Origin of the sequence: Vibrio sp. A8-1, from assembly GCF_013048685.1 — a bacterium.
GTDB lineage: Bacteria > Pseudomonadota > Gammaproteobacteria > Enterobacterales > Vibrionaceae > Vibrio > Vibrio metschnikovii.
Genome location: NZ_VHTC01000003.1, coordinates 66,758 through 90,969, shown reverse-complemented (window position 1 = coordinate 90,969; position 24,212 = coordinate 66,758). Strand labels below are relative to the sequence as shown.

Annotated in this window: 20 protein-coding genes; 8 read left to right on the top strand and 12 right to left on the bottom strand. The window is 45.3% G+C overall.

All coding sequences use genetic code 11. The features are described 5' to 3' along the window. Positions 1-9: 9 nt before the first annotated feature. Both FKN93_RS02475 and FKN93_RS02470 read right to left on the bottom strand, forming a co-directional pair. Complete coding sequence (locus FKN93_RS02475) at positions 10-633, bottom strand: glutaredoxin (protein ID WP_004396988.1); 624 nt, start codon at positions 631-633, stop codon at positions 10-12. Between the two features lie 265 nt (positions 634-898). After that, complete coding sequence (locus tag FKN93_RS02470; RefSeq protein ID WP_170904389.1) at positions 899-1,870, bottom strand: porin; 972 nt, start codon at positions 1,868-1,870, stop codon at positions 899-901. Positions 1,871-2,145: 275 nt separating this feature from the next. On the opposite strand from FKN93_RS02470, the gene FKN93_RS02465 reads away from it, so the two are divergent. Both FKN93_RS02465 and FKN93_RS02460 read left to right on the top strand, forming a co-directional pair. Beyond that, complete coding sequence (locus tag FKN93_RS02465) at positions 2,146-2,760, top strand: fumarylacetoacetate hydrolase family protein (protein WP_004396991.1); 615 nt, start codon at positions 2,146-2,148, stop codon at positions 2,758-2,760. A 70-nt stretch (positions 2,761-2,830) separates the two neighbouring features. After that, positions 2,831-3,478 (top strand): LysE family translocator, encoded by a 648-nt coding sequence (locus FKN93_RS02460; RefSeq protein ID WP_170904388.1) that lies wholly within the window; start codon positions 2,831-2,833, stop codon positions 3,476-3,478. A gap of 68 nt (positions 3,479-3,546) precedes the next feature. Here FKN93_RS02460 and FKN93_RS02455 read toward each other — a convergent pair whose 3' ends face one another. Then, entirely contained in the window at positions 3,547-5,253 is a 1,707-nt protein-coding gene (locus FKN93_RS02455) for a phospho-sugar mutase (RefSeq protein WP_170904387.1), read from the bottom strand. 377 nt (positions 5,254-5,630) lie between these two features. Here FKN93_RS02455 and aroG point away from each other — a divergent pair, with 377 nt between their 5' ends. Next, entirely contained in the window at positions 5,631-6,683 is a 1,053-nt protein-coding gene (gene aroG / locus FKN93_RS02450; protein WP_158137072.1) for a 3-deoxy-7-phosphoheptulonate synthase AroG, read from the top strand. Between the two features lie 63 nt (positions 6,684-6,746). On the opposite strand, the gene FKN93_RS02445 is transcribed toward aroG, so the two are convergent. From FKN93_RS02445 to FKN93_RS02435, 3 genes are all read right to left on the bottom strand, one after another. Beyond that, positions 6,747-9,581: an FAD-binding and (Fe-S)-binding domain-containing protein gene (locus FKN93_RS02445; RefSeq protein ID WP_170904386.1), complete on the bottom strand. Its 2,835-nt coding sequence runs from the start codon at positions 9,579-9,581 to the stop codon at positions 6,747-6,749. A gap of 25 nt (positions 9,582-9,606) precedes the next feature. Next, on the bottom strand, positions 9,607-10,743 hold the full coding sequence (gene lldD / locus FKN93_RS02440) for an FMN-dependent L-lactate dehydrogenase LldD (protein WP_170904385.1): 1,137 nt from the start codon (positions 10,741-10,743) through the stop codon (positions 9,607-9,609). 112 nt (positions 10,744-10,855) lie between these two features. After that, positions 10,856-12,592: an L-lactate permease gene (locus FKN93_RS02435; RefSeq protein WP_170904384.1), complete on the bottom strand. Its 1,737-nt coding sequence runs from the start codon at positions 12,590-12,592 to the stop codon at positions 10,856-10,858. Between the two features lie 182 nt (positions 12,593-12,774). Here FKN93_RS02435 and FKN93_RS02430 point away from each other — a divergent pair, with 182 nt between their 5' ends. Beyond that, the gene (locus FKN93_RS02430; RefSeq protein WP_004396999.1) at positions 12,775-15,135 is read left to right on the top strand and encodes an ATP-binding protein; all 2,361 of its coding nucleotides are present in this window, start codon (positions 12,775-12,777) and stop codon (positions 15,133-15,135) included. A 51-nt stretch (positions 15,136-15,186) separates the two neighbouring features. On the opposite strand, the gene FKN93_RS02425 is transcribed toward FKN93_RS02430, so the two are convergent. After that, entirely contained in the window at positions 15,187-15,651 is a 465-nt protein-coding gene (locus FKN93_RS02425; protein ID WP_154171232.1) for a DUF2850 domain-containing protein, read from the bottom strand. A gap of 165 nt (positions 15,652-15,816) precedes the next feature. Here FKN93_RS02425 and FKN93_RS02420 point away from each other — a divergent pair, with 165 nt between their 5' ends. After that, positions 15,817-16,098 (top strand): pyrimidine/purine nucleoside phosphorylase, encoded by a 282-nt coding sequence (locus tag FKN93_RS02420; RefSeq protein WP_004397000.1) that lies wholly within the window; start codon positions 15,817-15,819, stop codon positions 16,096-16,098. A gap of 258 nt (positions 16,099-16,356) precedes the next feature. Here FKN93_RS02420 and FKN93_RS02415 read toward each other — a convergent pair whose 3' ends face one another. The 3 genes from FKN93_RS02415 to FKN93_RS02405 all read right to left on the bottom strand — a co-directional run bounded on the left by FKN93_RS02415 (position 16,357) and on the right by FKN93_RS02405 (position 19,863). After that, complete coding sequence (locus FKN93_RS02415) at positions 16,357-17,205, bottom strand: pirin family protein (protein WP_158145133.1); 849 nt, start codon at positions 17,203-17,205, stop codon at positions 16,357-16,359. Between the two features lie 161 nt (positions 17,206-17,366). After that, positions 17,367-17,978: an alpha-ketoglutarate-dependent dioxygenase AlkB gene (locus tag FKN93_RS02410; RefSeq protein WP_170904383.1), complete on the bottom strand. Its 612-nt coding sequence runs from the start codon at positions 17,976-17,978 to the stop codon at positions 17,367-17,369. Positions 17,979-18,330: 352 nt separating this feature from the next. Continuing rightward, entirely contained in the window at positions 18,331-19,863 is a 1,533-nt protein-coding gene (locus FKN93_RS02405) for a DUF3612 domain-containing protein (RefSeq protein ID WP_004397004.1), read from the bottom strand. 158 nt (positions 19,864-20,021) lie between these two features. Between FKN93_RS02405 and FKN93_RS02400 the strand changes: the two genes are divergently transcribed. Then, positions 20,022-20,600, top strand: a complete 579-nt coding sequence (locus FKN93_RS02400; RefSeq protein ID WP_004397005.1) for a malate synthase — start codon at positions 20,022-20,024, stop codon at positions 20,598-20,600. Positions 20,601-20,723: 123 nt separating this feature from the next. On the opposite strand, the gene FKN93_RS02395 is transcribed toward FKN93_RS02400, so the two are convergent. Beyond that, entirely contained in the window at positions 20,724-21,740 is a 1,017-nt protein-coding gene (locus FKN93_RS02395; RefSeq protein ID WP_004397006.1) for a GGDEF domain-containing protein, read from the bottom strand. A gap of 101 nt (positions 21,741-21,841) precedes the next feature. Beyond that, positions 21,842-22,768, bottom strand: coding sequence for a chemotaxis protein (locus tag FKN93_RS02390; protein ID WP_040905299.1), 927 nt, complete (start codon positions 22,766-22,768; stop codon positions 21,842-21,844). A gap of 184 nt (positions 22,769-22,952) precedes the next feature. Here FKN93_RS02390 and ppiC point away from each other — a divergent pair, with 184 nt between their 5' ends. Together ppiC and ompW are read left to right on the top strand one after the other, a co-directional pair. Beyond that, a complete protein-coding gene (gene ppiC, locus FKN93_RS02385) occupies positions 22,953-23,231 on the top strand; it encodes a peptidylprolyl isomerase PpiC (RefSeq protein ID WP_072671031.1) in 279 nt (92 codons plus the stop codon). Between the two features lie 323 nt (positions 23,232-23,554). Further along, the gene (gene ompW, locus FKN93_RS02380; protein ID WP_170904382.1) at positions 23,555-24,199 is read left to right on the top strand and encodes an outer membrane protein OmpW; all 645 of its coding nucleotides are present in this window, start codon (positions 23,555-23,557) and stop codon (positions 24,197-24,199) included. Positions 24,200-24,212 lie beyond the last annotated feature (13 nt).

Here is a 24,212-nt window from a genome sequence, read left to right as displayed (position 1 = left end):
GGCTTTTGGCTATTTTTTCGCTAATGAAATAACGTTATTGAGTGGCTCATCTTGTGGTGAAAGCGTTTTTGGATGCTCAAGCAGCCAAGTTTGCAACGCATCGTATCCCCCGATGTATTGCCCATCTAACCAGATCTGTGGAACGGTGACTGGAGTCTTTGCCCCAATGATGGCTTTGACTTCAGGGATCATTCGATAGAGAGCAGCACTATTTTTGACGACATCAAAATACTGAAAGCGAATGCCAGCTTCCTGTAATGCGAGCTTGGCTTTTTGACAATAAGGACAAGAGGCTTTACCGTAAACGATATTGCCTTGCAAGGTATCACGTTGTACCCACTGTTCGATTACCGCTTGTATGAGAACCCCTCGGTTGAGGGCTTCACCTTGGCTAATCACTTTTCCTTCGACAATCACAATCGGAGCGTGCCAAGCACCGTATTTCAGTGGTTCCCACCAATGACTAAGCCAATCTTTGCTTTGTAAATTGATCTCGATTCCAGCCAGTTCATGGGTAAAAGTATCCTCAAGGATATCGTGAGTAAGCGTACATTCACCACAGGGAATATTGACTTTGAAAGGTCCGAATTGACCAGCCCAACGGTATAGAGTGATGTTGATTGGTGTCGCCATAAGTAACCTCGACGGTGGCTAGAGAAGTGAGCGGTTGACCGTATCTTTAAGCGGCTTAGAAATAACGTCCCTTAAGTATATAAGAATTTTTATGGGTACAGAGAGTTTATCGTCAGAAAAATAAAACGACCAATGGGGTTGGAGCCGTTGAGAGATAATTTTTGACAAAATGAGGCCATCTATGCGGATACGGCAGTAATAGCAATGAAAAGGGCCAAGCGGAGCTTGGCCAAAAAGGACAGTATGCAATGGAGTTTATGAAACATTAAAAATCGTAACGTAATCCAAAACGTAGAGTATCTTCACTCTGAGTCTCAACGCCATTGACGACAACATCATCAAGGTTGTTCAGTTTATAAGAGATGTAGCTACGTAAGGCAGAATTGAATTGATAGTAAGCGGCAAGTTCGAAGAAGTCTGCGCTATCTGTTTTGTTTCCGGAGACTTTATCTTCACTTTTGCCATAAACGCCTTTCAACGTCATCTGTTTGTTTAGCTTATAAGCGGCGGCAAGCTCTAGAGCATTAAATTCACTATTGGCTTTATCATCATTATCACCAAAAGAGTAAGTTGCTCCTAGCGATAATGCATCAAGTTTGTAGCCCACGCCGAGTAACCATTGATTTTGCTTGCCTTTACCGACGCCATTGTCACCGGCTGAGTAGGCAGCACCAAGATCTAGCCCGATAGGTAAAGAATACAATCCAGAAATACCATATAAATCGGCATTATCTTTACTACTGGCGGCATAGGTTGCTTGCAGATTAAGTGCGTCAAATTGACCACGGTACGCAATCACACTGTCTGTTTTATCAGAGGCTGAGCTAATGTACTGTTGGATCCCTGAAAACTCAGTGGTATCGGTGAGGTCAGAAATTTGTACCGCTGCCATGTTTTGCTTACCGAATGAAAGATCACCGATATTGGTTGCAAAACCGACATACATGTAGCGATTTTTAAACTCGGAGGTTCCGGTATTTTGTTCAGCTTCGTAAAAAGCAAATCCTCTTAAGTCATCGGCAACTTGAGTTGAGCCTCTTACATTCAGACGAGCACGCGTACTATCTTTCATCGTCCCATCAATTTCTGCGCCTTTATCACCGATAAAATCACCACGAAATTCAACGCGGCCACCAATTCTCAACTCCGTGCCATCAGCGCTATAAACGGTTGCGGCTAAAGATGATCCAGAGACCAATGTGGCGAGAATGGCGGTTGTCACTGCTGCTTGTTTCATTATTATTACCCTATTTAGTAAATTGAGCTTCATGCTCTATGGTTGGTTTGAGAGTAAGGTAGAATGTTTAGATGACGATTTGATTGCTCAAATGTGACGATTAGATTTTGTTTTTATTGAAGAAAAAAGACTCGACGATGTTTTCATTTACGTTCACTGCAGGTGGGAAGTGAATCTATTCATAGCGTGTTTTTGATGGTTATCTTTCGACGAAGGCTTGGCGATTTTTTAAGATAGGTTACACTTTGTGCTCACTCATTATTCAAGGACGAGCGATGAACGCGGTACGTTATGAACAACAATTGGTTTACCCATCAAAAATACTGTGTGTCGGGCGTAACTATGTCGAACACATCAAAGAGCTCAATAATTCGTTACCAGAGCAAATGGTGGTCTTCAATAAGCCCAACAGCAGTATTGCAAAACAATTACATGCCTATCATCAAGAAACCTTGCATTACGAAGCGGAGATTTGTTTTCTTATCCGCAATGGTGAATATGCGGGTGTCGGGCTTGGGCTTGATTTAACCAAGCGTGCTTTACAATCTCAGCTTAAGCAAAAGCAGCTACCTTGGGAGCGGGCGAAAGCGTTCGATGGCTCGGCTGTCTTTAGCCGTTTTATTGATTTAACAGGGATAGATATCGCCACTTTACAGTTAGAGCTATACATTAACTGTGTACGAGTACAATGTGGCGGCGTTGCGCAGATGATTTTTTCTCCCGCGCAGATTTTAAGCGATCTTCAATCTTATACTACCTTGCTGGATAACGATGTGGTGATGACGGGAACGCCACAAGGGGTTGGTGAGGTGCATCGCGGCGATGTTTTTCTTGGCCGTTTAAAATCTGCCGAGCAAACCTTGATCGAAGTGGAATGGTTGGCTGAATAGCTACCTCAATAGCAATCTCACTGGGTTTAAGATAGAATCTGCGACTTTGTGCTGCTATTGAGCGATGATAATGATTGATTTGACTATTTTACCGCTGTATCTCACCGCGGTGATTGCGTTGCTGTTAATTCCCGGCCCCGATATGCTGTTAATTGCCAGTTCTAGCTTGAGCTATGGGCGTAAAGTCGGGGTGTTTGCTAGCTTAGGTAATGCGACTTCGGGCGTTATTTTAACTTTACTCGCTGCCCTTGGTGTCTCGGCGATGGTGGCAATGAGCCCAGTCGCGCTCACTATTTTGCAAGTATTAGGCGCTGGTTATTTGTTGAAAATGGGCGTTGATTGCCTGCGCACTAGGGCCAGTATTGCGCCAAGTTTATCAACAGAAGTCACCTTGAGCAGCACGTTTTACCAACGCGCCTTGGTGAGTAACTTGTTAAATCCCAAAGCGTTAGTATTTTTTGTGATGTTTTTACCCCAGTTTGTGTCGAGCAATGTGCCGGCAAGCTCTGGTGAACAGATGCTGGTGCTGGGGATTTTACTCAATATCTGTGGGTTACTGTTTAATTTACTGTTGGTGGGTTTAGTCGGTTGGGGCGGGCATGTTTTGCTCGAGAATGCCAAGTTTCGTTTATATCAGCATAAGCTGATGGGCGGGATCTTTTTCTTGCTCGCCTTATGGATGCTGAGTGACCTATTGCTTAACTTTCTGTCTATTTAAAGCCATTGCAGCGTTATCTCTTGTTATCAACCCTCGCTTTATCGTTATAAAGCGAGGGTTGAATTTATTTATACTAGGCTGTTTTGATGTTCGCTGATCAGCAGTGCCATTTGTTCTTCAGCACGTTGTTCAGCATCAGCAAAACTCTCGTCTGCGGCAAATGTTCCAACCACTTCATAGTAGCATTTCAGTTTCGGCTCGGTTCCTGATGGACGAACAATCACTCGCGCTCCGTCTTGTAAATGATAAATCAGTACATCACTACTTGGCCAAGAGAGTGGTTCTGTTGTGCCATCTTGATGATGACGAACGGCGAGTTTTAAATCATCGTAACTGACGACAGGCTTACCAGCAATCGTATGCGGAGGCGTCGCACGTAGACGATCGCCAATGGGTGGCGTGTCTGGTGCTAAAGCAATACTGCGTTGTGCTGTTACGTACAAACCGTGTTGACGATATAACGCTTCTAGTTGATCCCAAATGGTTTTACCTTGGCTGTACAGCTCTGCCGCGAGTTGGGCAAAGGCGACCATAGCGGATAAGCCATCTTTATCCCAAACGCTATTACCGACGGTGTAGCCTAAGGCTTCTTCGTAAGCAAATAGGAACGGATGTTGCTCTGATTGTTTGGCCATTGCCACATTGGTTAACCATTTAAAACCGGTTAGTGTTTGGTAATAAACCGCGCCATGAGCGGCGGCAATTTTACTGAGCAGGCTAGAAGAGACGATGGTATTTCCGACCAGTGGTGCTTGGTGTGCGGTATGCCGGAGCAGATAATCCCCCAGCAATGCACCGACCTGATCGCCCGTCAGCATTTGATAACCGCCTGTAGGTTTGGCCACGGCAACCGCGAAACGGTCGGCATCGGGGTCATTAGCGCAGGCGAGCTCGGCATTCACCGATTCCGCCAAGGCGATGACTCTATCCATCGCACCGGCTTCTTCAGGGTTAGGGAAGTTAACTGTCGGGAAGCTGCCGTCGGGCTCGCGCTGCTCTTTGACGCTCATTACCTTATTAAATCTAGCATCAGCGAGCAGGGTTTCTGCCATTTCGGCACCGACGCCGTGCATGGCGGTATAAGCGATGGTCACGCTAGACGGATCGGTGTGATGCTGTAGCAATGGACTGGCGTTAATGGTTTGTCGATAGGTTTGGTAATAATCATCTTGCAGCCAAACCAATAACCCTTGTTGCTGGGCTTTATCCAATCCTAGAGTTGGAATGCTTTGTGTTGCGGCTAAATCAATTTGACTGGCAATGCCTGAGTCATGGGGAGCAATGATCTGCGCGCCATTTTCCCAGTAGACTTTAAAACCATTGTACTCTGGCGGATTGTGGCTGGCCGTTACGACCACCGCGGCTGCGGCTTGAAAATGTTTGACCCCAAACGCCACTACCGGAGTAGGCGCTACTTTATAGGTAAGATACACCTTAATGCCTAAAGCGGTCATTACTGAGGCGGTATCTTGAGCAAATTGCTGTGAATCTGGGCGGCCATCATAGCCAATCACCACGCCTCGTTGTTTGGCATTGTCGACTTGTTGGATCAGATAATGACCCAGTCCGACAGCGGTTTCTTGTATCACTAAGCGATTCATGCGGTTAGGGCCGCAGCCGACTTTACCGCGTAGGCCAGCGGTGCCAAATTCTAAGCGGGATTTAAAGCGATCTTCAATTTCATCCTGTTGTTGGTTATCAATTAAAGTTTGTAATTCTTTTCGGGTACGAAGGTCTGGATCTTTTGCTAACCAGAGCGTGACGTTATTGTTCATCGTGGTCACCTTTGATAGATAGTGTCAGTGGAGACATTGTAAGTAATATTTATTCTCATTAATGGGCGCGCAATCGCTAAACGCTTTATCTTCTTGCTATAGCAACGGATGTTCAGTCAACTCAGCAGCGTCAAGCAAAAAGGCCAGCCATCATTGGAGTCGATTTAAAAAGTATATTCAAGTCACTTGAAGATGAACATATTTAAGGGTGTAAATTTTAAATTACACATTGTTGTTTTTGTATTGAGTGGGTGGTGGTTGAAAATTACTAAAAATAGTGCTTGCGATTGCTTGGTGAAGTGGTTAAGTTACTTACAGAGCATAACCGAGCAGTGATGGGAACACCTGCAGTAATCAGTAATAGGAAGAAGTAAGCGATGTATCAAACCGATGATGTCAATATAAAACGTATCAAACAATTGCTGCCTCCAGTAGCCGTATTAGAGAAATTTCCTGCCAGTGAAGCTGCTTCTTCAACCACATTTCAAGCCCGTGAAGCGATTCATAACATTTTACATGACCAAGATGATCGTTTGTTGGTAGTGATTGGCCCTTGCTCCATTCATGATCCTAAAGCGGCGATTGAATATGGCCAGCGCTTGAAAGCCTTGCGTGATGAGTTAAGCGGTCATCTTGAAGTGGTGATGCGGGTATATTTTGAAAAACCGCGTACTACAGTTGGCTGGAAAGGACTGATTAACGACCCGTATCTCGATGATTCTTATGAAATTAATGATGGTCTACGCATTGGTCGTAAACTATTACTTGATTTAACCGATATGGGAATGCCAACCGCCAGTGAGTTCTTGGATATGATCACGCCGCAATATGTCGCGGATTTGATCAGCTGGGGAGCGATTGGCGCTCGTACAACCGAGTCTCAAGTGCATCGCGAGTTGTCTTCGGGACTTTCATGCCCAGTGGGATTTAAAAATGGCACCGATGGCAATATTAAAATTGCTACTGATGCGATTCGTTCTGCCAGTGCTTCGCACCACTTTTTATCGGTGACTAAATTTGGTCATTCGGCGATTGTAGAAACGGCGGGTAATCCTGATTGTCATATTATTCTACGTGGCGGCAAAGAGCCTAATTATAGCGCTGAACATGTTGCGTCGATTAAACAAGAGCTAGAAGTCTCCGGTTTAAAACAGAAAGTGATGATTGACTTTAGTCACGCCAATAGCTCTAAGCAATATCAGCGACAAATGGTGGTGGCAGATGACGTTTGTGCGCAGCTACGTGCTGGTGAGCACGCCATCTTTGGTGTGATGATTGAATCTCATCTAGTGGCTGGTCGTCAGGACTTAGTCGATGGTCAAGCACCGACGTATGGGCAGTCAATTACTGATGCATGTATCGGTTGGGATGATACTGAAAAAGTATTGCGTCAGCTTGCGCAAGCGGTGGAAGCGCGTCGTAATCTGTAAGGGATTTCGTTTCTGGTCGATAAAAAATAGGCGCTGAATCAGCGCCTATTTTATTCAATCAACTTAACTATTTGGCCTCGATACTTCATCCAATAAATACAAAATGGATTGATAAGGGATCCCGCTGTGATGGGATAAGCCGATTTCACAAGTCCGACTATTACTAAAACCACGTTGGCAAGTTGCGGGTACTTGTTGTTTTAGCGAGTGAACGGCAGCTTGGTTGAGCTCTGGCGTGGTAAAACCCTTATCGCCAGCAAAACCGCAGCATTGAATATGCTCAGGAACAATCACGTCTGATACGCAAGCTTGCGCGACCGCTAACATGGTATTCTCAAGCGCCATTTTACGTGAGCTACAGGTGAGGTGTAGCATGACCGTTTCTTGTTTTGGAGTAATGCTTAAATGCTCTAAAACATACTGGTTGATAAAGCCTGCTGGTTCAAAAATCTGCATTGGCTGGGTAAAGTGATCCATACTGCGTTTTGCACATGGACTGGTATCGATGAGGACTGGATAGCGGCCCTGTTCACTGGCTTGCCACAATGCTTGTTCTAATTGCTGCGCTTTTTGGGTGGCAATATCAAACATCCCCTTACTGTCATAAGGCATACCACAGCATTGAGAAGAGACATTGTTTGGGATAATAACCTCAAAGCCGGCTTTGTTGAGCAGGGATAAAGTCACTTCCGTTAGTGGCCGTGGATCGAGAGCGTCGTTGCCTTGCGCCATCGTCCGGCTGGCGCAAGAGGGCAGATAAACGACTTTTTTATCGCGTCTCGGTAAATTAGCCGCGTGTTTTTCCAGTGGATAGCGATTGGCGCGAGGCAGTTCCGCTGTCCACAAGGGCGTTTTGCCTTTGCTGATTTTGCGTAAGCTTTGACTGAGCTGACTGACTCGCGCTTCTCCGCAGACGTTAGTCGCCAGTTGATTGACTTTAAGCCCTGTTGTCACCAGTGCGGTGGTGGTGGCGAAATGATCGGCTGTCCAGCGCGCAATCGGGGTAAATTTGGCGTATTTTGCTTGGCGCAGTTGTTTAATTAAATCGCCCGTGTTGATGCCCACTGGGCAGCGCTCGGCACATAGGCCCGTGGCGGCGCAAGTATCGATACCTTGATACTGGAAAACATCCGCCAGCTCGCTTGCGGCAACCTCTTCTCCGGCTTGGCTGCGACGTTGTAATTCGCGATACAGCACGATCCGCTGGCGAGGAGATAAAGTCAGCGTCCGTGATGGACACACTGGCTCACAGAATCCACATTCAATGCAGCGATCGACCAGTGGGTCTGCAGCTGGCATGGGTTTGAGATTTTTGAGGTGCGCATGAGGATCGGTGTTGATGATGACCCCAGGATTGAGCAGCCCTTGCGGATCAAACAGACTTTTGATGCGCTGCATAAGAGCGTAGCCTTCTTTGCCCCATTCTAGCTCGACATAAGGAGCCATGTTACGCCCCGTACCATGTTCCGCTTTTAACGAACCTTGATATTTGACCGCGACCAGTTCCGCTACCGCATCCATAAATGCGCCATAGCGGTCTATTTCAGCTTGCTGTTCAAAGCCTTGAGTGAAGACAAAGTGCAAGTTGCCTTCTAAGGCATGACCAAAAATGATCGCTTCATGATAGTGATACAGATCGAATAGGGTTTGCAGTTCACGAACGCCAGCGGCGAGTTTTTCAACTGGAAAGGCCACATCTTCGATGATCACTGTCGTGCCGACTTCACGGACTGCGCCGACGGCAGGGAACATGCCTTTACGAATGCCCCATAGGGTAGCAACAGTCTGGTTATGGCTAGTAAACGGCACCGATTGAATGATCTGATAATCGCTGAGGCTGTCGATAATCGTTTGGCACTGACTATCGAGTTCGACTTGTTGACTGGCGTGTGATTCCACCAATAAAGCGCAGGCCTCGATGTCGAGTTCGGCAATAAAGTCTGGCATGCCAGGTTTATCGGCGACAGAACGGAGCGCACGACCATCCATGAGTTCCACCGCAGCAACTGGCGTACTGGATAAGGTGGTCACCGCTTGGCAGGCTTGTTCAATAGTGGCAAAAACCAAGAGCGCTGAGGCTTTGTAGCGATGTTCAACTACGGTGTTATAGGTAATATCAGCGATAAAGCCGAGTGTGCCTTCCGAGCCGATGAGAAGATGCTCGATGATCTCGATCGGATCGTGATAGTCAATGAGCGCATTAAGGGCATAACCGGTGGTATTTTTTAAGCGATATTTGTGACGAATTTGTTCAGTGAGCGGAGTATTGGCGCGAGTGTGCGCGGCTAACGTTTCAATGCCCGCGAGCAAGTCTGCTTTGCGGCGTTTGAAGTCAGCAATACTTTGCTCATCTCGGGTATCAAGCACGACGCCGTCAGCAAAAACGATTTTCATGCTATCAACGGTACGATAAGAGTTGTGCGCGGTACCGCAACACATGCCACTCGCATTATTAGCGGCGATGCCGCCAATTTTACAAGTATTGATTGAGGCGGGATCAGGACCAATTTTACGTTGGTAAGGGGCAAGGTATTTATTCGCGTCCGCGCCGATAACCCCCGGTTGTAGGCGAATTTTATGGCCGTCATCAAGAATTTGATGCTCACGCCAATCATCGGTTAAGGTGATTAAGACAGAATCAGACACCGCCTGACCAGATAAGCTGGTGCCAGCGGCGCGAAAAGTAAAATGAATGCCCAGCTCAGCGCAGCTTTGAATAGTAAATATCACTTCATCAAGAGACTGTAAACGTAAGACGATTTTAGGCACTAAGCGATAAAAACTGGCGTCAGTACCATACGCTAAACGCTGCGCTGGCTGAGTAATGATGCGCTCACTAGCAACGCGCGTTGCCAGTTGAGTGATCAGTTGCTGATAGTGTGAGGGTAACTCACTCATGTTGAACTCCTGTTTTCACTACGGACTAACGGTTCACCAAAGAATCACGGGAGAGATCTTGCACCCGTTTAGCACCGGTTAAGGTCATTGCAACGCGCATCTCTTTGTCAAATAAATCCAGTAAATGTTCAACACCGGCTTGACCTTGCGTCGCTAATGCGTAAATAAAAGCGCGGCCCAGTAAAGTGCAATCTGCCCCTAAGGCAAGCATTCTGACCACATCCAATCCACTACGGATGCCAGAATCGACCAGAATTTTTAAATCGCCTTTTACCGCATCAGCAATCTTAGGTAATGCCTGCGCAGTAGAGAGTACGCCATCTAACTGACGTCCACCGTGGTTAGAGACCACAATGCCATCAGCGCCAAAGCGTACCGCATCTTTGGCATCTTCGACGTCTAAAATGCCTTTGATCACCATCGGGCCATCCCAGAAGTCACGGATCCATTCGAGATCTTGCCAACTGATTGACGGGTCGAAATTGTTACCCAACCAGCCAATATAATCTTCGAGTTTAGTCGGCGTCCCGCGATAGGTCGAAATATTGCCCAGATCGTGTGGTTTACCCAATAAGCCCACATCCCATGCCCAGCGAGGATGTGTCATCGCTTGCAGAATGCGTCGGCTTGCCGCATTGGGACCGCTCATTCCAGAATGCATATCACGATAGCGCGCACCGGGAACGGGCATATCGACCGTAAACACTAAAGTCGTCACGCCTGCCGCCTTGGCGCGCTCTAAGACGTTTTTCATAAAGCCGCGATCTTTCAATACATAAAGCTGAAACCACATTGGACGAGTCAAGGTGGCGGTGACTTCTTCAATCGGACAGACCGACACCGTCGATAGGGTAAAGGGAATTCCTTTATTGGCGGCAGCGTGCGCGGCTTGCACTTCACCACGCCGAGCGTACATGCCGGTTAACCCTACCGGAGCTAAGGCGATAGGCATGGCCAGCGATTCACCAAAAAGCTCAGTCTCAAGGCTTAATTCAGACATGTCATTGAGTACCCGTTGGCGTAGGGCGATATCGGCTAAATCGGTAGTATTTCGACGTAATGTGTCTTCGCGATACGAGCCGCCATCAATATAATGGAAAAGAAAAGGCGGCAGTTTAGCTTGGGCGGCAGCGCGAAAATCAGTCGAGGCGGAGATGATCATGGTTTGTATCCTTATAACAACGGGATCGTGGATAACCTAATAAGTAAGGCGCGGCAGCGAGCGTTGTGTGTTGGCTACCGCGGTAAATATTAACAGCAGAATCGGTCGGTCATCAGCGTTCAGCGAGCATCAACACATCGCTGAAATTAAACCCGTACACGACCACCATGCCGATAATGGCAGTGGCGATGAGATAATACGCCGTCGGGATGATGGTTTTACGCAAGGTGGCTCCTTCACGGCCCAGTAAACCGACCGTGGCTGAGGCTGCGACCACGTTATGAATCGCGACCATATTACCGGCAGCGGCGCCCACGGCTTGCAGTGCGACGACGACCACGGTAGAGATATTCAGTGTCTGCGCCACTTCAAATTGAAACTGGCTAAACATCATGTTTGAAACCGTGTTTGAGCCGGCAATAAAAGCGCCTAAAGCACCCACGGTGGCGCTAAGCGCAGGAAAGGCTTGCCCAACTAACCCGGCAGCGAAATTGGCGGTAGTCACAGGCATGCTGGCCAGATCTGCGCCATTAATACCGGAGTTGATAAAAATTCGTACCATAGGAATAGTAAAAACCAACACAAAACCAGCCCCGACTAAGGTTTTACTCGATTCACCGACGGCTTTTAGTAATGGCGTCACACTGCGAGATTGTAAAAGCACCGCTAATAAGGCGACAAAGACTAAGATGCCACCGGGCAGATAAAGCGGATCAATCGATGTGCTGACTCCGGTCTCGCCAAGGATGTTATTAAAGCTCAGTTGAACGCTAAGCAGCATGGCTTTGAATTCACTGCTGACCCGGCTAGCAACCAGAATGACCGCCAGTAACACATAGGGTGCCCATGCTAAGGCCAGTCCCATAGGCTTGGCTTTCATCTCATCAAGATTCATTTTTAAAGATCCCAGCCATTCGCTAGGCCATTCTTTTTCAGCCGGAAATTCCCAAGTGCTTTTCGGTACTAAAAAGCCCTTTTTCGCGGCGGTGACGACAACGGCTAAACTGACTAATCCACCGATCAGTGAAGGGAATTCAGCGCCTAAAAAGACCCCCGTTAGCGCATAAGGCAGCGTAAAGGCCAAACCGGCAAACAGCGCAAAAGGTAAGATATCTAACCCTTCGGTCCAACTGCGGTTTTTACCGAAAAATCGCGTCAGCATCATCGCCATCAGCACTGGCATGAAAATACCAACAACCGCATGAGTGAGTGCAACACCGGCGGTGATTTGCTGTAAGTAGGCGTCCCAACTTGAACCATTAGCCACTAAGGTTTCGCTAATGTTGTGGGTATCTAGTCCACGGTTAACGCCAACAATGATCGGCGTACCCACCGCTCCGAATGAGACTGGCGTTGATTGAATCATCATTCCCATTAACACCGCGGCTAAGGCAGGAAAGCCAATCGCAACCAACAAAGGGGCGGCAATCGCTGCCGGAGTCCCAAAACCAGAAGCGCCTTCGATGAAGGAGCCAAAACACCAAGCAATGATGATCGCTTGTACGCGACGGTCGGGGGATATATCGATAAAACCGTTGCGAATAGTAGCAATGGCGCCGGTGTGCTTGAGAGTATTGAGTAGCAATATTGCGCCAAACACGATCCATAACACGGAAACGGTGATGCCGAGCCCTTGCAAGGTTGAAGCGAATACGCGAGTTATCGACATATCCCAAAAAATCAAAGCGATAGCAACCGTTAAGGCAAATGCGACCGGCATAGCTTTTTTGGCTGGCCAATTTAATCCGACCAATAGCACGGCTGCGACAACAATGGGTGAAAACGCAATCAGCGCCAGTAGGGTGTCACTCCGGTGTTGGTGAGGTTGTGGGACCCTATTTAAAGACAACTTGCCATTAAATGCAACTGGTTATCATTTGCGTCTTCATCATTGGCGCTGGTGCTTATTTGTCCACTTAAGCGTGAATTAGTAGTAAGTCACTAAAAAGATTGTGCTTTTCTTCTACACTTAAGCTACAAATAAAGAAAATTAATTTAAATATAACAATCATAAAAAAATAAGGAGGGGGTATGGCGATTCAAAATTTGAGTGTTGAGCAGCTCTATCACGTTGCAACACTAGATAATTTGCCATGTAAATCGACCAAAGAGTTAGCTCCCATTGATGAGATTGTTGGTCAAGAGCGCGCGCAAAAAGCGGTTGAATTTGCGATGTCGATAAAAGAAAAGGGCTATAACATTTATGCCATTGGACGTAATGGATTGGGTAAACGAACCATGATCTTACGTTACTTAAATCGCCATCAGCCAGAAAATAATGCGCTATTTGATTGGTGTTATGTAGCTAATTTTGATGATATTCGTACACCACGAGTGCTTAAGCTTCCGTCTGGTGTTGGCCAAAAATTTCGTCAAGATATTGAAAAGTTGATGACCAAATTGGTCAATGCGATTCCGTTAGCGTTTGATAATGAACTCTACTTTAGCCGAGCGGACCGCTTAAAAAACCAACTCGCCCAAAAGCAGGAACAAGAATTAGCAGCCATTACCTTACGTGCCAAAGAGCGTGATATTAGTTTAAGTATCACTAACCAAGGTGAATATCAGTTTGTCGCCATGAATGGCGAAGAAATGCATACCGAAGAAACGTTTGATGCGCTGAGTAAAAAAGAGCAAGAGCATTTTGCGCAGACGATTGATGAGTTAGAAGTCAGCTTACGCAATATGGTCCGCCAGCTCACTGAGTGGGAGGAAGCGTACAGCGAAAAAATTAAAAAGCTCAATGATGATGTGACGCTCGATGTGATCAGTCATTTTATTAAACAGCTTAAAATCGATTATTCTAAGTACCCTGAAATCAAAAGCTACTTAACCGAATTACAAAAAGATATCGTCGAAAATGTTGAGATCTTTTTGGATGAAACGGGAGAGCAAGGGGAGCTCGCTACCGCGGCGTTGGATAAAAAGTTACCACGTCGTTATAAAGTGAATGTACTGGTTTGTCGCGCGTCGCAAGAATTTCCGGTGGTGGTCGAAGAAAACCCTAACTATCACTCCTTGTTTGGCTATATTGAAACGGCGACCTATAAAGGAACGGTGTTTACCGATTTTTCACTGATCCGCGCTGGTAGTTTACATAAAGCCAACGGCGGCGTACTGCTAATGGATGCGGTTAAAGTATTAGAGCAGCCCTATGTATGGGATGGCTTAAAACGTGCTCTGCGTTCACGTCAGCTCAGCTTCACCTCGCTAGAAAAAGAAGTGACTTTAACCGGAACGGTATCGCTCGATCCTGAACCGATACCACTAGATGTCAAAATCATCTTATTTGGTGATTATCGTACTTATGAATTATTAACGCATTACGATCCGGAGTTCAGCGAGCTGTTTCGAGTCACCGCTGATTTTGAAGACGAGATGAAGCGTACGCCAGAAAGTGAGCTGCATTATGCCCGTTTCATTTCAAGTATTGTCCATGATAACAATATGTTGCATTGTGATCGCAAAGCGATTGCGCGAATTATTGAACACAGTTCGCGAATGACCAGCGATCAAAACAAGCTCTCTTTGCATTCCGCGCATATTGCCAATTTATTGCGTGAGTCTAATTACGTCGCTCGCCAAGCCAATTCTAATATGATTCGCCAAAATCATGTGGAAGAAGCGCTGTGCAACCAACAAATGCGAGTCAATCGTCTTCAAGAAGGCGTAATGGAAACCTTCCTTAATGGCACTACATTACTGCAGACCGAAGGCTCTGCGGTGGGGCAGATCAATGCCTTATCGGTGTTAGCGACCAGCGATCATGCCTTTGGTGCACCAAACCGAATTACGGCGACCACATCGTTTGGTGATGGCGATATTATTGATATTGAACGCAGCGTGGATTTAGGGGGCAGTATCCACTCAAAAGGAGTAATGATACTTTCTGCTTATTTAAATTCGGTGTTTGGCCGAACGGCGCGAGTACCGTTAACCACCACCATTACTTTTGAACAATCGTACGGTGGGGTGGATGGCGATAGTGCCAGCATGGCTGAGTTTTGCGCTATTGTGTCAGCATTTTCCAAGCAACCCAATCGGCAAGATATTGCGATTACTGGTTCAATGAATCAGTTTGGTGAAGCTCAGCCGATTGGCGGTGTTAATGAGAAAATCGAAGGCTTCTTCGATGTGTGTAATATTAAAGGCCGTCATTCTCAACAAGGCGTGATTATTCCTCGTTCTAATCAGCATCATTTGATGCTACGGGCGGATATTCTCAAAGCGGTGGAAAAGGGTGAATTCCATATTTGGGTGATTGACCATGTGACAGAAGCGATAGAGCTCTTTACTGGAAAACCCGCTGGTGTTGCAACAGAAGATGGCAGCTATCCCGTGGATACGATTTTTGGTTTGGCTCAGGCTAAATTAAACGCACTACGCAAATAATCATAGGCTGGTCGTCACGCTTAACCTTCTTAATGGCTCCTTCGGGAGCCATTATCGTTCCCTGAAATGCTCTGAGACGGCTGAACGACGGCTAGGTCCAGGTTCAGTGGAAATGGTGTGCTCATAGCCTGCACGTATAAAACGTTGGTGAGGCAGCGGAGGTTCAACTCGTCGCATCTGCGGTGAGTCAGTGGTTCCCGAAAGTTGATAAATCGTTTCGCCAGTGCCAGTTCGGATGGCGATCGTTTTGCCATCAAATTCAAATTGCGTGGCAATTAAACGATGATCACGAAATACACCTTGTTCATTAAAGGTGAGAACTTCAGTTAAATGGCTTGGTGCACCGATTTCAATCCAAGAACCGTGCACGTTCTTCGGATTAATGTAATCGCGATAACTAACGATAATTAATAGCGCAAATCCGACAGATAATAGACTTAATATTAGCCAGAAGAGGACTTTAAATAGAAACGATTGACTATCAGGGCGGTATTTTCGGCTAGGTTTTTTTCTAATAACCACATCATTCTCTCAAAGTATTTAGGATTTATTACGTAAAGCCTTTAGGTAAGCTCAGTATAGCATATTGTCATTAAAGCTAAGCTAATGATATCTTGAGTATCTGTTAAGTGATGAGTGGAAAACGCCACTCAAACTATTTTATCTCAGAAAAGGAATACCATGATTAAGGAAAATAGCTACTTTGATGGCAATGTGAAATCTTTAGGTTTTCAGCAGCATGGCGAGTCAATGACCGTCGGTGTGATGGCTCCTGGAGAGTATACCTTTGCGACGGATGCTCCGGAAAAAATGACCGTTATCAAAGGGTCATTAACCATTAAACGCACGAGCGATCAACACTGGTTAACGTTTCATAGTGGAGAGTGTTTTGACGTTGATGGTCATTCATCGTTTGATTTACAAGTGTCGCAAGCTACTGCTTATTTGTGTGAATTTTTATAGCCGTGCGTTTTTAGGTCATAATAGACGCTGACGTTTCCAGCAAGCCAAAAAAAGCCACACTCATTAATGGGTGTGGCAAAAACAAAAATATCCGGCAGTGGTTTTATTTTTGTTTAATAACCGACCTTATGGTCGAATGGACAGTAAACTTACTCTTCCTTTCTACGTACAGCGGCAGCTGTCTTTGTTTCGTCATCGAGTTTGTTGATGAGGGCTGACCATAACTCTAAGTCGTTTGGGTATAGAGTTATCAGGCAATTAGTAGGTGGAAAATAATCCTGCATTATAATCAGCAATCGCTTGTTCAATCTCTTGGTGACTATTCATCACAAAAGGACCGTAATGAACCACCGGTTCGTTAATCGGTTCCCCCGCTAAAATCAATACACCGCTGGCTTCGTTGGCCGATAATTGAAGTGCAGCGTTGCGAGAAAGTACCGCGAGTTCGCCCTGTTTTAAGCTCTTGCCAACTACATTCACCGCGCCTTGATACGCATAAAGCAACACGTTGTAGTGCTCAGGGATGACTAAAGCGATATCACTGGATGATTGAGCACGCCAGTCGGCAACGATAGTGGCGACGCCAGTTTGAGTTAGCGGACCTTGCAACGTTTGCCCGTTGATAGCGAGCTTTCCAGCGATGAGTCTTAGCGTACCCAGTGCATCTTCTGAATATTCAGTTATCGTTTCAGGTTGAAAATCATGATATTGAGCCGGTGCCATTTTGTTTTTCGCTGGTTGATTAATCCAAATTTGGAAACCGTGCAATTGACCTTGTTCCATGATTGGCATTTCGCTATGAATAACCCCTCGGCCCGCGGCCATCCATTGGGCACCGCCACTGCGTAATTCGCCGACATTACCCATTTGATCGCGATGTTGAAAGTGCCCTTGCAACATATAGGTTAAGGTTTCAATACCTCGATGAGGATGAGGAGGGAACCCTCCAATGTAATCGGCACTATGATCCGATTTCAATTCATCTACCATTAGGAAAGGGGAGAATCTGCCATGGTTAAAACCAGCGACACGACGAATTTTCACTCCGTCTCCATCCGAGGTCGCTCGGGCGGGAATTAGCTGTTCGATGACTCGTAAGGTGTTCATGATCGTGCTCCATCATTAGAGGATGATCATAGCTTACTGGTTGCTGGCTCAAAAAGGAGCACAGAGAGTTGAGGATGTCATTCAAAATTTTTGAAGATCAATAGTCTCTTTCGGTACTTTTCCGAACGTAAGAACGAGGTTGGCGTTCATAGAGACACAGATCAACCAATGATCTGTCTAAATGTGAGATTGATTCTTGGTTGGCAGGATTGACGAGTTTTAGGAATGGTGTGCTGCCAATAGTGCTGTGTATCTCCAGCCATCACTAATAATGAGCCATGGCTGAGTTCAAAGATTAATTTTTCTTTACTTTGCATATGGCGCAGCGCAAAGCGCCGAGTTGCGCCTAATGATAGTGAAGCGATGACGGGTTGGTGACCTAATTCCGGTTCATTATCTTGGTGCCAACCCATCGAATCTTGACCATGACGATAGAGATTCGCCAGAACCGAATTAAATGGCTGATTTGCAACTCGTTCACATTGTGCTTTAAGAGGGAGTAATGCTGGTGCCCACGGTTGCGGCGCTAAACTTAAGCCTGAATAGCGATAAGCTTTTTCACCGTACCAAGCGTGCAGGCGAGGCTGCATGATTGGTTTACCAAACATCATGATCGCTTGTTGTTGCCAGTTGAGTTCAAGCGACAGGCGTTGATAAGCGTTATCGGCTTGTTCCATGGATAAAAAATCTGGGATCCACAGTAATTGTCCATCATTGATCGTTAGCCATGATGGCGTTGGTGTAGATTCAGGGATAGAAACTGGAGTTGGCATCATTATTCTCAGTTAATCATTTTTTGATAGGTTGGATGTTTCAAGGTTGAGAGAAACCGAGAAGTAGAGGGTTACCGGATCATTGCATTTTGCACCGAATTTGCAAAATGCAAAATCACTATGAGATCGGTTGTAATGAAACGGACGCTTTTTCGCCATATTCGCCTTAAATTGCTTGATTAAGTGGTTTGAAAAAGTTGGCACGCTATGTGCTTTATAATATATGACCCTTTTAAGCCGAGGGTCACCTAGCCAACTGACGTTGTTAGTGAACCTCTTTGTTCACACAAAATATAGCCAATCGCACCTTTTTGCGGTTGGCTTTTTTTTACGTTGTTTTTCTTGTCAACGATCAACGCTGCTCGGTTTGATTGGCGCATTTATCGTAACAACTGGGTACTCTCGGGCACACCGCACCACGTGAACAAATCAATCTTGCTTGATTATCAATCCCACGCTCAATCCAATTAATATTGAGAATTTTTGCAATGGTTAGCAAATCTTTTTTAATGTGTCTCGGGATGATGGTTGAACCTCCTTGTTGAACACAAGAGGCTTTGAGTTCTTCGGCAATCGAGCGGGCATCGCCACCTTGAGCATTAATGGCGGGATTAAGATCAATGCCAGCACATAGCACACGGTTATTCCCTGCAGCATCAGACATATTCATTGATTCACAACAGTAAATACGCGGTTCATCACCGACATTTAAAATGGAAATTTGTGCTGAGCTACCGGGTAAAGGCTCAGATAAACGACGAAACACCGCCCAGTGTTGGCAAGGGTCATCAACTTTACGCATATTTCCCCAAGGTAGAGGAATGCCATTACCACGATACACCGCTTTAAGTTTGCCTTCGCCATAGGCATCAAAATAGTGCCAGTGAGGGTAGGGAGAGACGACGGTCATCCGGCGCATGGCAACCGAAGGGGATACTCCGGCTTTTTGATGTACGGAGATTTCATAGCCATTACGATCCAACAGTTGGCGAAAGGGAACTTTGGGGCATAATAGAGCGCCAGCAAAAAAGCTCGATTCAAAATCACGCCATGCTTGCAAAATATCTTGTGAGTTAAGCTCGGAGGTTTGCTGAAGATCGCTCTGCGCTTCCCAGCCATGAGTATGCCCAACCGAAAGCACACTTTTTAATCCCTCTTTACTGTGTAAAACATTATGGCCAATGTACACCGCTAAGTCGTATTTCAGGCGTGTCGGATACTGTTTTAAAATCTCATTAAGATAAATGTTTCCCGGTGGTTCAAAAAAAGAAGTGACTAACTGTTTGGCGCTGATCCCCAATTCATCCACCACATCATGCGGTGTACGTGTCACCCAACGTATGGTCAATCCTAGGCTTTTAGCGATATCGATTAAATCTTCTACGGCCAAATTAAGACGTTTTAGTCCAACCTCCTCTGCCGCACGTTCTAGATCGGGGAAGTGATTTTGTAAACTTTCTTGATGGGCCCGGATCAGCAGATGAGCAAACTGGCGGCCGGTGATCCCGGTTTGTGAGAGCATTTCGGGAATCGCTATCTGTAAAATATCATTCGAAAACAGAAAACTAGGTTCTAGAGCCATGCCGCTAATGCCGCCTCGATTACCTTTATTAGGGGTTATGTCGGCCTGTTCGGGTTCGTCGTCTAAAAACCAACGCGGATCTTTTTGAAAGACTTCAGCAATCACTTCGAGCATTTCTACACTGGGAACTCGCTTGCCTCGTTCAATCATAGAGAGATAAGAGACGGAAGGAGCGTATTCAGGATTAACCCGTATACAGCGCGCTGATAAATCTTCCATGGTTAAGTGGTTGCGTTTACGCAAGTTTCTTACCTTGGTGCCTAAAAAATGTGACTGTCTGACTAAGCTTTTTGATATGGCCATTTTGTAAAATTCACATTGTAAAATTTTTGTTGTGAAATTGTAGTAAAAAATCCGCTAGTCTACAAACTAAGCCAGTCACAGAATTGAATGAAAATTAAACATCAGTTTGAAGTAATGGCTCTAGGACACAATAAATAGTTATCCACGAGGGAACGACAATGAATATGCTGACATTCGATAAGACTAACATTCAATCAACTCAACATCCGTTTATCGCTGAAGCTGTCTTCGCCGTGGAGACAACCAGCGCAAATCAACAACGAGAAAGACAAGCCAAAGCTAAGCAATTAATGGATCGTTTATTTCCGCTAGAAAGTGGTTCGCATCAAGAAGTCACCAGTTATGTCATCGATTACCACCATGTACTGGCGTATTTTAAAGATGGTCGTCACAGCGGTTTACAATATCCGAAACAGTTTGTCGCCTTTACCGGCAGTAAAGATCAGCCTTGTTCAATTCTCTTTCGAGAAGGGGATGGAAGCCATGTTGAACTGCTATTAGGTTGCTTACGCGGTACTGGTTGTGTGGAATTGGTTGAGATAGAAGATATTCAGTTAGAAACCTGCACCACGTTTAGCCAGCAAATCAATAATCAAATGGCTAATACTGCGATTCGTCATTGGATAAGCTTGATCAAAGGGAATGCGCACGGTAAAGCGCAAGCCTGTAGCGAAGATAAAGAATATACGGCAAAAAGTGGTGAAGACTACTGTCTTAATTACGCTTTTCACTTATAAATTTGCCATTAAAATCAATAATCTGGTTGGGCGACTTGTTTTAAGTCGCTGACCATCTACCTTGATAGTGGATTGAATGGGTATTAATTAATGGCCTGCTTTTATGGACTCTCGATGGCGATTTTAGAGTGGCATTACTCGGTTACGGCCAAGATTTTTGGCCTGATAGAGCATTTTATCGGCCCGATCAACTAAAGTATCAGCGGCTTCCAAACTTTGATATTCGGCGACGCCAAAAGAGGCAGTAATATTACCAATTTGTTGACCTGATCGGCGATCGCGAACCGAAAGCTTTTCAATTGATCGACGTACCGATTCCGCGAATTGACGAGCACTACGTAAAGTCATGTTAGGCAGCAGAATAACAAATTCTTCACCACCAAAACGGTAGGCCGTCATCGCTTCGCGGCAATTACCTTGGATACGCTTGGCAATCGCTCTTAATACCGAATCACCAAACAGGTGACCGAAATCATCGTTATAACTTTTGAAATGGTCGATATCTAACAAAATAATGCTTAGCGCTTGTTGAGCATGAAGCATGGCCAGTAGATCGTTATTAAAAGCGCGTCGATTATATAACCCACAGAGTGGATCAAAGAGCGCGTCTTTCTGTACTTCTGCCAATTGACTTCTCAGCTTAGAGATTTCATCGCAAGCGGTTTTGAGCTGATTGTTTAAAAAGCGGGTCGAATGGCGAATGTCACGTGACTCACTGACTAGCTGTCGAATAACGCCCATGACTTCCTCTAAAGAAAGATCTTCTTTCTCTACCCGTTCTAAATCGCAAAAGCTTTTATCGATAATGGCTTCAAAAGCTCGTGTATCCGTCATGGTATCAGACATTGAGCTGGCGACTTCACTGGCTAAAATTTCCATATTCGCGCGCAGTTCACTGACGGTCGTTTCTGCTTTAGAAGCGATGAAATTTTTGTATAACAGGTCGCCAGAACTGGGCGGACATAAGCCAAAATGCGCTAAAACGGAATCCATTTCTTGATTTAACTGCGGGATAGCATGATCGACATAAGTATACCAAAGCGCGTAGTTAGCAGGTGTGGCGGCAACATGATGCTTCATCATCAGAGGAACCGCTTTTTTAAGGTTGGCAGTGGATTTTTTAAAAACTTCATCAGGCATGGGTTTACCGTCACTAAGCGCTAATCAATTCTATGGGCTAAGCGTAGCGGATTTTTGCTCATTTTGCTGCAAAAATCCGCCGATCTTGCTGTTATCGTGGATTACATTGAGAGGGATGACGAGCGTTGCGATTCAAGTTTTTTCGCTCCTCTGAGCATCGCTTCGATAAGTTCAGTGGCGTTAAATTTTTCTAATGCCTCGTGTGCGCCAACTTGATGAGCGCGGTCGACACAAATTTCACTCGACAATGAGGTGTGCAAAATACAATAAGCGTGACTTAAGCGAGAATCGTTTTGTACCTCAAAAGCCAGCTCATAGCCATCAAGCCCGGGCATTTCAATATCACTGACTAAAAGGTCAATCGCATTATGCTCATCAGCTAGGCGGCGCATTAGTTCAATAGCCTCCAACCCATTTTTACAAATCTGATAAGGAATGTTGATTCTATCTAACGCATCGGCCAGTTGTTTACGGGCAATTGATGAGTCATCAACCAGTAAAATATTCAGTGGTTTAAGCCGCTCACGTTCAATATCGGTCAGCATCGGCACTTTGGTGGATTCGTATTGTGGGTAGATTTTTGAGAGCAGCAGTTCGACATCCAGTAGTTGAACAATACGATCTTGATAGCGAGTGATCCCGGTAACAAAGACATTATTGCCCGCTGTCACTGGTGCTGATTCAATCGATCGCCAATTACATTCGATGATCTTTTCAATGCCGCGTACCATAAAGGCAACCACAGTGCGCAGGCAGTCGGTGACAATCAAATAACACTGTTTATATTCTTGAGGAGTAATCGGTCTAAATCCAATGGCTGCGGCCATATCAATCACTGGTACCGTTAGATTACGTATCGTCACCGTTCCCACCACATGATGATGAGAATACGGGATTTGCGTCATCGGTAAATAGGGGACAATTTCCCTTACTTTTAACGTTCCAATAGCAAACAGCTGTTGCTGTGAGTTGAGGGTAAACATCAACATCCCTTGCGACTGATTTGCTTTACTGACGGTTTTGGCCATAACACACTACTCAAAAATAAACACACTACACCCTCTATAGTAACTGAAAATTGCTGCTTCGTAACGCTATTGAGCTATTTTTAGCAGTTAAAGCTTCTTGACGAGCGATGAATATCGAAAAGATGCATTAGGTTACGGCTTTGGTTAAAATAAGCAGCTTTGTTATTAGATCGAGTATTTCCCTATGGCGAAAACAGCCGCTGCATTACACATTTTAGTCAAGCACAAAGAGCAAGCTGATGAATTACTACAGCAGTTAAAAAAAGGCGCTAAGTTTCAAACCTTAGCCAAAAAGCATTCACTTTGCCCATCGGGTAAGCGTGGTGGTGATTTAGGCGAGTTTCGCCAAGGACAAATGGTTCCTGCCTTTGATAAAGCGTGCTTTCAAGGTGAAATTTTGACGCCGCAATTAGTAAAAACCAAGTTTGGTTGGCATGTAATAAAAGTACTTTACCGTACCTAGTGTTGTAGTGAACTGTTCTTTTCTACTGAAGCTGCCACGATGCGCCAGCGTCTTTCGAGCCAAGTCTATTGTTTCCATACTCATGATGACTGACTCAATCAACATCGCTGAATGCGCTTACGGTTAGCTTGCTTTTTGTGTGGCACGCCTAGTTTGCATTAGATGATTGTGTTGCTTGAGTATTTATTGTGACAAAGTTTACAGATTTTCATCTTTTTAACCAAAAAAATTCACAAATTGATTTCCATCAAAATAGTGTGGTTTTTATATGCTACTGTGCGCGCCAACAAAAAGAATAATTAGCCCAACAAAAGGAAAGTAGCATGAAAAAAACAGTCTGTGGATTAGCTGTCCTTACCGCTTTAGCTTCAACTTCAGTGCTTGCTCATCAGCAAGGGGATATTTTGGTGCGTGCGGGTATCGCTAGCGTGGTACCTAACGATAGCAGTGATAAAATTCTTGGTTCGCAAAATGAACTGTCGGTGAACAGTAATACTCAGCTGGGCTTAACGCTCGGCTATATGTTGACGGATAATTTCAGTATTGAGTTATTAGCCGCAACGCCTTTCTCGCATAAGATCTCGACCGATCTTAGCGGTTTAGGGGATATCGGTAAAACTAAGCATTTACCACCGACGGTGATGGTCCAGTACTATTTTGGTGAAGCGGGCAGCACATGGCGTCCTTATGTTGGCGCTGGTGTTAACTACACCAATTTCTTTGATGAAAAATTTAATGATACTGGAAAAACAGCCGGGCTTAGTGATTTAAAACTGGATGATTCTTGGGGTCTAGCGGCCAATGTTGGTGTCGACTATATGCTCGATGATAACTGGTTCTTTAACGCATCAGTTTGGTACGCCAATATTGAAACCACAGCAAAATATAAAGCGGGTGTTGATGCCCAATCCACTGACGTGAAAATTAATCCTTGGGTATTTATGATCTCTGGCGGTTATAAGTTCTAAAAAATTGACTTGA